7 protein-coding genes and 2 tRNA genes are annotated in these 12,934 nt (G+C 61.5%); 4 read left to right on the top strand and 5 right to left on the bottom strand.

What is annotated here, in order from left to right; all coding sequences use genetic code 11:
* Window positions 1–11 precede the first annotated feature (11 nt).
* Window positions 12–3,485, bottom strand: a complete 3,474-nt coding sequence (locus DBP26_RS00350; RefSeq protein ID WP_108235628.1) for a PAS domain-containing hybrid sensor histidine kinase/response regulator — start codon at window positions 3,483–3,485, stop codon at window positions 12–14.
* A gap of 232 nt (window positions 3,486–3,717) precedes the next feature.
* Between DBP26_RS00350 and DBP26_RS00345 the strand changes: the two genes are divergently transcribed.
* Together DBP26_RS00345 and DBP26_RS00340 are read left to right on the top strand one after the other, a co-directional pair.
* Entirely contained in the window at window positions 3,718–4,863 is a 1,146-nt protein-coding gene (locus tag DBP26_RS00345) for a TDT family transporter (RefSeq protein WP_108235627.1), read from the top strand.
* A gap of 154 nt (window positions 4,864–5,017) precedes the next feature.
* A complete protein-coding gene (locus DBP26_RS00340) occupies window positions 5,018–6,889 on the top strand; it encodes an MFS transporter (RefSeq protein ID WP_108235626.1) in 1,872 nt (623 codons plus the stop codon).
* A 146-nt stretch (window positions 6,890–7,035) separates the two neighbouring features.
* Here the strand turns inward: DBP26_RS00340 and DBP26_RS00335 are convergent, their stop codons facing one another.
* Both DBP26_RS00335 and rdgC read right to left on the bottom strand, forming a co-directional pair.
* A complete protein-coding gene (locus DBP26_RS00335; RefSeq protein WP_108235625.1) occupies window positions 7,036–7,998 on the bottom strand; it encodes a bile acid:sodium symporter family protein in 963 nt (320 codons plus the stop codon).
* A gap of 155 nt (window positions 7,999–8,153) precedes the next feature.
* Window positions 8,154–9,074 carry a recombination-associated protein RdgC gene (rdgC, locus tag DBP26_RS00330; protein WP_108235624.1) on the bottom strand — a complete coding sequence of 307 codons (921 nt, stop codon included), beginning with the start codon at window positions 9,072–9,074 and terminating at the stop codon, window positions 8,154–8,156.
* Between the two features lie 159 nt (window positions 9,075–9,233).
* On the opposite strand from rdgC, the gene DBP26_RS00325 reads away from it, so the two are divergent.
* Together DBP26_RS00325 and DBP26_RS00320 are read left to right on the top strand one after the other, a co-directional pair.
* Window positions 9,234–9,309 (top strand) — tRNA-Val (locus tag DBP26_RS00325).
* Between the two features lie 19 nt (window positions 9,310–9,328).
* Window positions 9,329–9,405: transfer RNA gene (locus DBP26_RS00320), tRNA-Asp, on the top strand.
* Window positions 9,406–9,727: 322 nt separating this feature from the next.
* Here the strand turns inward: DBP26_RS00320 and nirD are convergent.
* Window positions 9,728–10,111, bottom strand: a complete 384-nt coding sequence (nirD, locus tag DBP26_RS00315) for a nitrite reductase small subunit NirD (protein ID WP_177410975.1) — start codon at window positions 10,109–10,111, stop codon at window positions 9,728–9,730.
* Entirely contained in the window at window positions 10,108–12,666 is a 2,559-nt protein-coding gene (nirB, locus tag DBP26_RS00310; RefSeq protein ID WP_108235623.1) for a nitrite reductase large subunit NirB, read from the bottom strand. Before nirB ends, nirD begins: the two co-directional genes overlap by 4 nt.
* Window positions 12,667–12,934 lie beyond the last annotated feature (268 nt).

Raw genomic sequence — 12,934 nt, 5'->3', positions numbered from 1 at the left:
CGGGGGGGCAATCAACTCAGGCTGACGTGGCGGCTCAGCAACGCACGCAGTGCGGCAGGCTTCACCGGTTTGGCCAAGTAGTCCAGCCCCGCGGCGTGCACCTGCGCCACCAGTTCCGGACGGCCATCGGCACTGATCAACACCCCGGGCACCGGCTCGCCCAACTGCGTGCGCAGCCAGGCCATCAGATCAGTGCCGGTTTCGCCGTGGTCCAGATGGTAATCCACCAGCGCCAGATGAGGGCGTACGCCCTCGTTGAGCAGGGCCTGGCATTCGTCGCGATTGCGCGCCGTCCACACTTGGCAACCCCAGCGGCTGAGCAGGCTGTTCATCCCGATGAGGATGCTGTCTTCATTATCGATGCACAGCACCTGCGTTCCGTTGAGAGCGGCTTTCTTCGGTTCTGTCCCCTCGGCTTGCGGCACGTCTTGCGTACGCGCCAGCGGCACCTCGACACTGAACACGCTGCCTTGGCCTGGCCAAGAGCGCACCTCCAGCGTGTGCCCCAACACGCGGCACAGGCCATCGGCGATCGCCAGCCCCAGCCCAAGACCCTTTTCAGCGCGGGTCTGATGGCTGTCCAGGCGTTTGAACTCCTCGAAGATCACCTGACGTTTGTCTTCGGGAATGCCCGGGCCTCGGTCCCACACCTCCAGGCTCACGTTCGCCCCCTTGCGTCGCACTCCCAGCAGGATCGGCCCTTTGGCGTAGCGGAAGGCGTTGGTCAGGAAGTTTTGCAGCACCCGGCGCAGCAGCTTGGCGTCGCTGGCCACGCGCAAGTGACTGCCGCGCACTCGAAAGCTCAAGCCTTGCTCGTGCGCCAGCGCCTTGAATTCGGCACCGAGGGTGTCGAACAGATTGTTGAGGGGAAAAGGTGTGATGGTCGGCGTGAACTTGCCGTTTTCCAGCCGGGAAATGTCGAGCAAATCGCTGATCAGGTCTTCGGCGGAGCGTAACGAACTGTCCAGGTGCTGGATCAGTTTCAAGGCCTCCTCCGGGATGCGTTCGTCGACGTGCAGCAGCGCTGCGGAAAACAGCCGTGCGGCGTTCATGGGTTGCATCAGGTCGTGGCTGACCGCCGCCAGGAAGCGCGTCTTGGACTGGTTGGCCGCTTCGGCGTGGGCCTTGGCTTCGGTCAGGGCCAGGTTCAATTGCGAGAGCTCGCGGGTACGTTCGGCCACGCGCTGTTCGAGGCTTTCGTTGGCGCCCTTGAGCGCCTGCTCGGCGTCGCGGAAGGCCGTGATGTCGGTGAAGCTCATGACGAACCCACCCCCTGGCATGGGGTTGCCGATCAGCTCGATCACACGGCCGTTGGGAAACAGGCGCTCGGAGGTGTGGGCACGACCCTGGCGCATCCAGTGCAGACGCCGGGCGACATGCACTTCCGCCTCACCCGGGCCCAGCAGGCCTCGCTCGGCGTTGTACCGGATGATGTCGGCAATCGGCCGGCCCACGCTGATCAGCCCGTCCGGGTAGTTGAACAGTTCGAGATAGCGGTCGTTCCAGGCCACCAACCTCAAGGACTGATCCACCACGCTGATCCCTTGGGTGATGTTCTCGATGGCCCCTTGCAACAGCGCGCGGTTGAATTGCAGCACTTCCGACGCCTCGTCGGCGATGCGCACCACATCTTCAAGCTGCATGTCGCGGCCTTCGATGGCGGCTTTGACCACCGCCCGTGTGGACGACGTCCCCAGTACGCCAGACAGCAGGCGCTCGGTGTGGGCGATCCACTCACCGTTGGCGTTCTGATTCGGATTGAAGCCCTTGCCTTGCCGGTAGGCGAAGCGAATGAAGCTCTGTTGCGCGCGTTCTTCGCCGACGAAACGGGCCGACAGTTTGAGCAAGTCTTCGATTTGCACGGCCAGCAGAGAGCGCTGGTGAGGGCGCGCGTTCAACTCCTGGCCAATGAACCGCCCGGCCTGCCAGTGCTCGGAGACGCGGGTTCGCGAGAGCAGGGACACCCACACGAACAAGGCGAAATTCCCCGCCATCGACAGCACCACGCCTTGCGTCAATGGGGAAATCGGCAGGTTGAATGGATTGCCGTGCAGCCAGGCCAGGAGTGGAAAACTGTTCAACGACCAGCCCATGCTGTGCGTGGCCAATGGCAGCACCAGGGTGTAGAACCAGATGAACACCCCCGCCGCCAGACCCGCGAACACACCGCGGCGGTTGGCAGGCTTCCAGTAGAGGGCGCCGATCATGGCCGGGGCCAATTGGGTGATCGCGGCGAAGGCGATCTGCCCGATGGTGGCCAGGCTGGCCGTCGAACCCAACAGGCGATAGCTGACGTACGCCAGCAGCAGAATCACGACGATGCTCACCCGACGGACCGAGAGCATCCAGTAGCGGAAGACTTCGAAGGGGCGTTCGGCCGTTTTGCGCCGTAACAGCCAAGGCAGCAGCATGTCGTTGGACACCATGGTCGACAGCGCGACGCTGGCGACGATCACCATGCCGGTGGCGGCCGACGCGCCGCCGATGAACGCCAGCATGGCCAGAGCCGGGTGAGCATGGGCCAATGGCACGCTGATCACGAAGGAGTCAGGCAATACCGAGGTGGGCAGCAGCATCTGCCCGGCGAGGGCGATGGGCACCACGAAGAGGCCGGCGAGCAGCAGGTAGGTCGGGAACACCCACTTGGCCAGGCGCAGGTCCTGCGGTTCGATGTTTTCCACGACGGTGACATGAAACTGCCGGGGCAGGCACACGATGGCCATCATCGCCACGCCGGTCTGCACCACCATCGACGGCCAGTTGATGGTTTCTTCCCAGTACGCCTCCAGCCGCGGTGCCAGCATGGCCTGATTGAACAGATCGTCGACCCCGTCATACAGGCCGAACGTCACGAACACGCCTACGGCCATGAACGCGAACAGCTTGACCAGTGATTCGAATGCGATGGCCAGCACCATGCCCCGGTGGTGCTCGGTGGCATCCAGATTGCGCGTGCCGAAGACGATGGTGAACAGTGCCAGCACCAGCGACACGATCAGCGCCGTGTCCTGTGCGCGCGTGCCGGTGGCGTCGGCTCCCGCGCCGATCAGAATGTTCACCCCCAGCACGATGCCTTTGAGTTGCAGCGCGATGTAAGGGAGCACGCCGATCAGGCAGATCAGTGCCACCACCACCGCCAGCGTCTGGGATTTGCCGTATCGGGCGGCGATGAAGTCGGCGATGGAGGTAATGTTTTCCTGTTTACTGATCAGCACCATCTTCTGCATCACCCAGGGCGCCAGCACCATCATGACGATAGGGCCCAGGTAGATCGGCAAAAACGACCACAGTTGTTCAGCAGCCTGGCCGACCGCGCCGAAGAAGGTCCAACTGGTGCAGTACACCGCCAACGACAGGCTGTACACCCACGCGCGCAGACGCGGCGGCAAGGCTGCGCTGCGTCTGTCGCCGTAGAAGGCGATGGCGAACATGATGGCCATATAGGCCAGGGCGACGGCAGCGATCAATCCGCTGGACAGTGACATGACAACTCCGGATTCGGGCAACGACAATCGGCGGTGATCCTTCACCGGTTGGACAGTCTCGCATGGCGAGTGGCGTTCGTCTTTCTCGACCAAGGTCGCAGCGGCGGGGTGTCGCAGGGGGCTGATTTCGCATATCTGTAAAATCTATGACTGATAGAGAAATTACCCGCTTAGTCGATAACAGTGGGCAATTTAATATGGTGACCACCTCACGAGAGGAGAGGAGCCGTCCATGAGTCATCCCTTGTTTCTGCTGCCCAAACCCTTCGGCCAATTGAGCCACCCCCTTGAAGTCATTCGCCAGTTCACCCCGAATTGGTTCGCTGCGACCATGGGCACTGGGGTTCTGTCAGCGGCCCTGACCCAGCTTCCTTTTCCGGTGCCCGGCTTGTGGTCACTGGCCGAGGCGTTGTGGTGCTTCGATGTCGTCCTGTTCCTGATCTTCGGTTTTCTATACGCCGCCCGCTGGGTGATGTTTTTCGATGAGGCGCGGCGGATCTTCGGGCATTCAACGGTTTCGATGTTTTTCGGTACTGTCCCGATGGGCTTGGCCACCCTCATCAATGGGCTGTTGATTTTCGGTCTGCCCCGTTGGGGCAGCGCGGTGTTGCCCCTGGCCGAGATGCTGTGGTGGGTCGATGTGGTGATGGCATTGGCCTGCGGCATATTGATTCCGTTCTTGATGTTCACTCGCCAAGAGCACAGCATCGATCAGATGACCGCCGTCTGGCTGTTACCGGTGGTGGCCGCGGAAGTCGCTGCGGCCAGCGGCGGTTTGCTGGCGCCGCATCTGACGGACGCGCACCGCCAGTTCAACGTCCTCGTCACCGGCTATGTGCTGTGGGGGCTGTCGGTGCCGGTGGCATTCAGCATTCTGACGATCCTGGTGCTGCGCATGGCGCTGCACAAGTTGCCCCACGCCAACATGGCCGCATCGAGTTGGCTGGCGCTCGGACCGATCAGCACCGGGGCGTTTGGCCTGTTGGTATTGGGCGCTGACTCACCAGCCATTTTTGCCGCCAATGGGTTGCCCGGCATCGGCGACGTTGCGGCAGGGCTGGGCTTGATCGCAGGCATCGTACTGTGGGGCGTCGGGGTGTGGTGGCTGCTGCTCGCCGTGCTGATCACCCTGCGTTACCTGCGCAACGGCATCCCGTTCAATCTGGGCTGGTGGGCGTTCACCTTCCCACTCGGTGTGTTTGCCCTGACCACCCTGAGGCTGGGCAGCGTGCTGCATCTGGAATTCTTCGCCGTGCTCGGCAGCGTATTGGTGATCGGGCTGGCAGCGTTGTGGCTGGTCATCATGAAGCGAACGCTGGTGGGGGCCTACAAAGGCGAGCTGTTCGTTTCGCCTTGCATCGCCAGATCGCGTGGCTGATTGCCCTCAGATCTGGCGCGGCGAAGCACATTTGCCCTGAAATGATCGACATCCCCTCGGCCAGCGTTTTCAATGTGGCTCGGGTCGGCGCTGTGGCGTCCTCCCGAAGCTGCATTCAAAAAGCCGAGCACGGCGCTATTCAGGACCACGGACGATGAGTCAGACGCAGTTCAGTTTGTTGGGCAAGCGGCGCTTTTTGCCGTTTTTCGTGACCCAGTCCCTTGGGGCGTTCAATGACAACATCTTCAAGCAATCGCTGATCCTTGCCATTCTCTACAAGCTGACCCTCGACGGTGACCGATCGATTTACGTCAACCTCTGCGCCTTGCTGTTCATCCTGCCCTTCTTCCTGTTTTCGGCACTGGCCGGGCAATTTGGCGAGAAATACCCCAAGGACAGGTTGATCCGCATGATCAAGGCGCTGGAGATCGGCATCATGCTGGTCGGGGCGCTCGGGTTTCTCTTCGACCACCTGTCACTGATGCTCGCGGCGTTGTTCGCCATGGGCACCCATTCGGCGCTCTTCGGCCCGGTCAAGTACTCGATCCTGCCCCAGCATTTGCATGAAAACGAACTGGTGGGTGGCAACGGTCTGGTGGAAATGGGCACTTTTCTGGCCATTCTGGCGGGCACCATCGCTGCCGGGATCATGATGTCGACGACGCACTACGCACCGGTGGTGTCCACCGCCATGGTCGCGGTGGCGTGTCTGGGGTACTTCGCCAGCCGAAGCATCCCCCCGGCAGCGGCCGCCACGCCCGACCTGCGCCTGAACTGGAACATTTTCAGCGAATCCTGGGCCACCCTCAAACTCGGCCTGGGGCAGACCAAAGCGGTGTCCCGCTCCATCGTCGGCAATTCCTGGTTCTGGTTCGTCGGCGCGATTTATCTGACCCAGATCCCGGCCTATGCCAAGGAATTTCTTTACGGCGACGAAACCGTCGTCACCCTGATCCTGACGGTCTTTTCTATCGGCATCGCTGCGGGTTCCTTGCTCTGCGAGCGGCTGTCGGGCCACAAAGTGGAAATCGGCCTGGTCCCATTCGGCTCCATGGGCCTGACGGTATTCGGGCTGTTGCTGTGGTGGCACTCGGGGGGATTCCCGCAAAACGTCCAGGACAACGACTGGCTGGCCGTGCTGAGTTACGACCAGGCGTGGTGGGTGTTGCTGGACGTCCTCGGTATCGGCATTTTCGGCGGCTTCTATATCGTGCCGCTGTACGCCCTGATCCAGTCCCGCACCCCGGAGAAAGAACGCTCGCGGGTGATCGCGTCCAACAACATCCTCAATGCCCTGTTCATGGTGGTCTCGGCGATCGTGTCGATCATCTTTCTCAGCGTGGTAAAGCTGTCGATCCCGCAGCTGTTCCTGGTCATCTCGCTGATGAACATCGCGGTCAACGCTTACATCTTCAAGATCGTCCCCGAATTCACCATGCGCTTCATGATCTGGCTGCTCAGCCATTCCATGTACCGCGTCGAGCATCGCGACCTTGAGCAGATCCCTGATGAGGGCGCGGCGCTGCTGGTTTGCAACCATGTGTCGTTCGTCGATGCGCTGCTGATCGCAGGTTCGGTGCGTCGGCCTATCCGTTTCGTCATGTACTACAAAATCTTCAACCTGCCGGTGCTCAACTTCATCTTCCGCACGGCGGGCGCGATTCCGATTGCCGGGCGGGGCGAGGACCTGCTCATCTACGACCAGGCGTTCAAACGTATCGCCGAATACCTTGAAGACGGCGAGCTGGTGTGCATTTTCCCCGAAGGGAAACTGACCACCACAGGTGAAATCGACGCGTTCAAAGGTGGCATGACCCGCGTGCTAGAGGAAACCCATGTGCCGGTGATCCCCATGGCGTTGCAAGGGCTGTGGGGCAGCTTCTTCAGCCGAGACCCCAATAAAGGTGTGTTTCGGCGGTTGTGGTCGCGGGTGACGCTGGTGGCGGGGCCTGCGATGGCGGGGGATGCCTCGCAACCTGCAGCGGTGCGCGAACGAGTGGCGGCGTTGAGAGGGGACGTGCGCTAGTCAAGGCACTCCGATGTGAATCGGAGTGCCTTTCCTCTGGGCATCAGGCGATATCGACGTAGGCTGGAGCGCCGTTATCGCCAGCACCCTTGCATCGCGAATGAATTCGCTCTCACGGTATCGAGCGGGGTATCGGATGATACGGATCAGCCCACCACCGGCCGGTCTTCCGTCACGGCATCATCCGGCGCCATTTTCCTGAAATACGTCGAAAGCAACGCCCCGGATATGTTGTGCCACACGCTGAACAGCGCGCTGGGCACTGCCGCCAGTGGCGAGAAGTGGGCGCTGGCCAGTGCGGCGCCCAGGCCGGAGTTCTGCATGCCGACTTCCAAGGCCAGCGACTTGCGTTGCGGCAGTGGCAGTTTGAACAGCTTGCCGGTGAAGTAGCCCAGCAGGAAACCGAAGCTGTTGTGCAGGACGACCACGGCCATGATCAGCAGACCGGATTCGGCGATCTTCGCCTGGCTGGCGGCCACCACGGCGCAGACGATCATCACGATACTGACCACCGAAATCAGCGGCAGCACATCGACGGCATAACTGACTTTTTCGCCGAGCACGCGCTGGGCGATCACACCGAGGATGATGGGCAGCATCACGAATTGCAGGATCGACCAGAACATATCCATGAAGGACACCGGTAACCAGGCGGAAGCCAGCAGCCAGATCAGCGCCGGGGTCAGCAGCGGGGCGAGGAGGGTGGTCACGGCAGCGATGGCGACCGAGAGCGCCAGGTCGCCCTTGGCCAGCCAGGTCATGACGTTGGATGACGTGCCGCTCGGACAGCAACCGACCAGAATCACCCCGACGGCGATTTCCGCCGGCAGATGGAACACCTGGCACAGCAGCCACGCCACCCCTGGCATGATCACGAAATGGGCGACGACGCCCAGCGCTACGCGCCAGGGATGGCGAACGACCTCAGCGAAGTCTTCCAGCTTCAGGGTCAAGCCCATGCCGAACATGACCAGCCCCAGCAGCGGAACGATCAGGGTCTTGAGGCTGATGAACCAGGTCGGAAACAGGAACGCCAGGACGGCGAACAGCAGCACCCAGTAGGCGAAGGTGTTGCCGACAAAACGACTCAATGCAGCCAGCGCACGCATGGCTTGCTCCTTTTATTGTTAATAGACACAGATTCCAACCTGTAGGAGCGCGCTTGCCCGCGATTGCGGTGTGTCATACAGCTTCTATGCGTCTGACACACTGCAATCGCGGGCAAGCGCGCTCCTACAGGGTTGCGGCGTTAGATTTTACGGGCTCAGATCCCCTGCGGAATTTCTTCGCCACCCAGTGCTTCGAACAGTTCTGGCAGGAATTCGCCGAAGGTCAGCATCATCAAAGTGAAGCTGGCATCGAGCTGGCCCAGCGCGTCGTCGCCGCCATCCTGCTCGGCCTGATCCTGGAGCAGGTCTTCGAATTTCAGGCGCTTGACGCTCAGTTTGTCGTCCAGCACGAACGATAATTTGTCTTGCCAGGCCAGGGACAGTTGGGTGACGACCTTGCCCGTGCTCAGGTGCAGCTGGATTTCGTCGCTGGTCAGGTCTTGACGCTTGCACTTCACGATGCCGCCGTCTTCGTGGGTGTCGCGCAGTTCGCATTCGTCCAGCACGAAGAAGTTGTTGGCGGTTTCGCCGGTCTTGACCCAGTCGGTCATGATCGCGGTCGGCGCGGTCTTGACGGTGACCGGGCGCACCGGCAGCGAGCCAACCACTTCACGCAGGGTCGACAGCAGGTCTTCGGCGCGTTTTGGGCTGGAGGCGTTGACCAGGATCAGGCCTTGCTTCGGCGCGATGGCGGCGAAGGTGGAGGATTTGCGAATGAAGGCACGCGGCAGGAACGCCTGGACGATTTCATCCTTGAGCTGATCGCGTTCCTTTTTATAGACCTTGCGCATTTGCTCGGTCTCGATTTCTTCGATTTTCTCTTTCAGCGCATCGTTGACCACGCTGCCGGGCAGGATGCGCTCTTCCTTGCGGGCCGAGACCAGCATGAAATCGCCGCTGACGTGCACCAGCGGAGCGTCCTCGCCCTTGCCGAACGGCGCGATGAAACCGTACGTGGTCAGCTCCTGGCTGGCACAAGCGCGTGCAGGCTTGGTCGCCAGTGCGGTTTCCAGCGCCTCGGCGTCAAATGGCAGATCCTGAGTCAGGCGATACACGAGCAGGTTTTTGAACCACATGGGTTACATCTCTCCTTATACAAAGGGGGGCATTATTCGCTGCTGCGACCCCGCGGCCAACCCTGATGTAAGCCTTTGGCAGGATTATAAAAATTATTTGAAAAAGTGCTTGCCAGAGGTAGGAACGCTCCGTAGAATGCGCGCCACACCGAGAGACAAGGGTGATTAGCTCAGCCGGGAGAGCATCTGCCTTACAAGCAGAGGGTCGGCGGTTCGATCCCGTCATCACCCACCACTCGATGAAGGTGTTACGCGCAGCGGTAGTTCAGTCGGTTAGAATACCGGCCTGTCACGCCGGGGGTCGCGGGTTCGAGTCCCGTCCGCTGCGCCATATTGAGTATCGAGGCCCTTGAACTCCTCGATACGACAGAGAAAGCGACCTTAGGGTCGCTTTTTTTGTGCCTGGAATTTGGTCGTTGCCCGATGCTGATTCGCTTTTGATTCTGCTTGACCGCCGGGCTGCCATAGAAGCAAACGGTGTCGGTCCGATTCGGCCCGAAGGACGTAGGCGCGTGGCGTGTCTCGCGATCTGGCGCGGAGCGGCAATAAACCCTGCGAGCTCGGTGTGACTGACACCCTCCAAGTGTCTGATCTTGCTGCCGCTTCGCGCCAGATCGCGGGGCAAGCACCGCTCCTACGTCCACCTGGGCAGCTCAAAGCCCTTGCACATCAATCTCCACCACGTCCCCATTCAAGCGTGCCGGCCAAGTGCGCAGCGTGAGCGTCGGGTCTTCCAGGCATGCGCCATCTTCCAGCCGGTAATGCTGCTTATACAGCGGCGAGGCGATCACCAGGCTGCCGGCGACGCTGCCGATCAACCCGCGTCCAATCACATTGACCCCCGACACGGGGTCGCGATTGTCCACCGCGAACAACTGGGGCGTGCCGCTGATGCAGGCGACGTAGAACAGCGCCACTTGCTGATTGCCTACCAGCGCAACAACACCGGAGTTGAGTACCAAATCCTCCCGGGCGCACACCGCGCGCCAGGCTTGGCTTCTGGAAGGGTCCATCATGACAGCACCGATCGGGCTCATTGTGAAATCTCCACAGCAATCAGGTTGAGTTCATCGGTGCGCGCCGGGCGGCGTTGGCTGCGCTCCTTGATGAACTGAATGTCCGGGTCTGGCCGTGCATCGTTGACGAAGGTGCGGAAGCGCTTGAGCTTTTCCGGACTCTTGAGGGCGTTGGCCCATTCACACTCGTAGCGGTCGACCACCCATTGCATCTGCCCCTCCAGTTCGGCGGCCAGCCCCAGGCTGTCGTCGATGACCACGGCCTTCAGGTAATCCAGCCCGCCCTCCAGCGATTCGCGCCACACCGAGGTGCGTTGCAGCTTGTCAGCGGTGCGGATGTAGAACATCAGCACCCGGTCGATGTAGCGAATCAGCGTCTCGTCATCCAAGTCGGTGGCGAAAAGCTCGGCATGGCGCGGACGCATACCGCCGTTGCCACACACATACAGGTTCCAGCCATTTTCGGTGGCGATCACGCCAATGTCCTTGCTCTGGGCTTCGGCGCATTCCCGGGTGCAGCCCGACACCGCGAATTTCAGTTTGTGCGGCGAGCGCAGCCCCTTGTAGCGGCCCTCGATACGCAATGCCATCTGCACGCTGTCCTGCACGCCGTAGCGACACCACGTGCTGCCCACGCAGGATTTCACCGTGCGGGTCGACTTGCCATAGGCGTGCCCCGTCTCGAACCCGGCGGCGATCAGCTCGGCCCAGATGTCCGGCAATTCGTGCAACTGGGCGCCGAACAGGTCGATGCGCTGGCCGCCGGTGATTTTGGTGTACAGGTCGTATTTCTTCGCCACCGCGCCAATCGCGATCAGGCCGTCCGGGGTGATCTCGCCAGCGGGAATGCGCGGCACCACCGAGTAGCTGCCGTTCTTCTGCATGTTGGCCATGAATGTGTCGTTCGTGTCCTGGAGGGGCACCAATGAAGGGTCCATGATCGGCTTGTTCCAGCAAGACGCAAGGATCGAGCCGACCGCTGGCTTGCAGATGTCGCAACCAAGATGGCCCTTGCCGTGACGGGTGAGCATGTCTTCGAATGTTTCGATTTTTTCGACCCGAGCGAAGGCGTATAGCTCCTGACGGGTATAGGGGAAGTGCTCGCACAGGCTTTTGTCCACGGCCACGCCGCGAGCGGTCAGTTCGTGTTCGAACACGCTTTTCAACAAGGCCGCACAACCGCCGCACCCGGTGGCTGCCTTGGTGCAGGCCTTGATCGCCGCCAGGTCCGTGCAGCCGCTGTCGATGGCCGAGCAGATCGAGCCCTTGCTGACGTTGTGGCAGGAACACACGGTGGCCGTGGCCGGAAGGGCATCGGCCCCCAGCGTTGGGGCGCCTTCACTCTGCGGCATGATCAGGCTGGCCGGGTCGGCGGGCAGCTTTATGCCGTTCTGTGCGTATTGCAGCAGTGTGTCGTAATAGCTGTTGTCGCCCACCAAAACCGCTCCGAGTACCCGCTTGCCATCGGCGGAGACGACCAGACGGCGATAACTGGCCGTGGCCTCATCGATGAAGCGGTAACTGCGTGCGCCGGCCAGTGCGCCGTGGGCATCGCCGATCGAGCCGACATCGACGCCCAGCAACTTCAGCTTGGTCGACATATCGGCGCCGAAGAACGGCTCGGCCGCTTGACCGCACAGTTGTGCGGCCACATTGCGTGCCATTTGATACCCCGGTGCGACCAGGCCGAATACGCTGCCGTTCCAGGCCGCGCACTCGCCTATGGCGAAAATGTCGGCGTCGCCGGTACGGCAATGTTCGTCGATGGCGATCCCGCCCCGAGGGCCCAGTTCCAGGCCGCATTGGCGGGCAAGCGCGTCCTGAGGCCGAATGCCTGCCGAAAATACGATCAGGTCGGTTTCAAGGTATTCATCTGAGGCGAAATTCATGCGGTAGCGGTACGTTTCTCCCGCCGTGATCGATTGCGTCGCTCGCGACAGGTGCACGCCCACGCCCAGCGCTTCGATACGGGCCTTCAATGCTGCGCCGCCGAAGTCATCGAGTTGCACCGGCATCAGGCGCGGGGCGAATTCCACCACATGGGCTTCCAGCCCCAGGGATTTGAGGGCATTGGCGGCTTCCAGGCCCAGCAGACCACCGCCGACCACCACGCCGCGTTTGGCCTGGCGGGCCGCGGCGCGAATGGTGTCAAGGTCGTTCAGGGTGCGATACACCAAGCGCGAATGGCCTTCGGCGCCTTCGATTGGCGGTACGAAAGGGTACGAGCCTGTCGCCAACACCAGCTTGTCATAGCCAAAGCAGCCATGGGCGGTGATCACTTCACGGCGGACGCGGTCGATTTCCAGCACGGGCACGCCCAGGTGCAGGGTCAGCCCAGGGCGTTCGTAAAGCATTGCCTCGCTCAAGGCCAGTGACTCGGCGTCCCGGCCTGTGAAGTATTCGGAGAGGTGAACGCGGTCGTAAGCGCGTTGGCCTTCTTCGCCAAACACGTGGATACGATAGCGGTCGAGCGCACCGGCAGCGATCAGTTGCTCCACGCAGTGATGGCCGACCATGCCATTACCGACGACGATCAGGGTCTGCACAGCTTCAAGAGGGGCGACATTAGCGTTCATTTCGAGTCCCGGCCTAGGCCAATCAGGTTTTCGAAAGCAAAAAAAAGGCGCCCGGAACCTATAGGTTCCAGGCGCCTTTGCCTGTTCTGTTCAAGGGGTGCCGCTCGACTGCGCTGTCAGCGGAACCTGTGTGGCCCCTTGGCGGATCCTCGTTGATCGACGGGGGCTGCCAGCCAACATGGGCTGGACATGGTTAGAGCAAAGCAACGGTTGTGCCAGTGGTTACCGATTCGTTGACCCTCGGCCCCTTTACCGCGCCCCGGGTGCC

It is taken from the genome of Pseudomonas sp. RIT409, assembly GCF_003052515.2.
Classification (GTDB): Bacteria; Pseudomonadota; Gammaproteobacteria; order Pseudomonadales; family Pseudomonadaceae; genus Aquipseudomonas.
The sequence above is the reverse complement of the archived record's forward strand: the minus strand, read 5'-3'. Positions and strand labels throughout refer to the sequence as shown.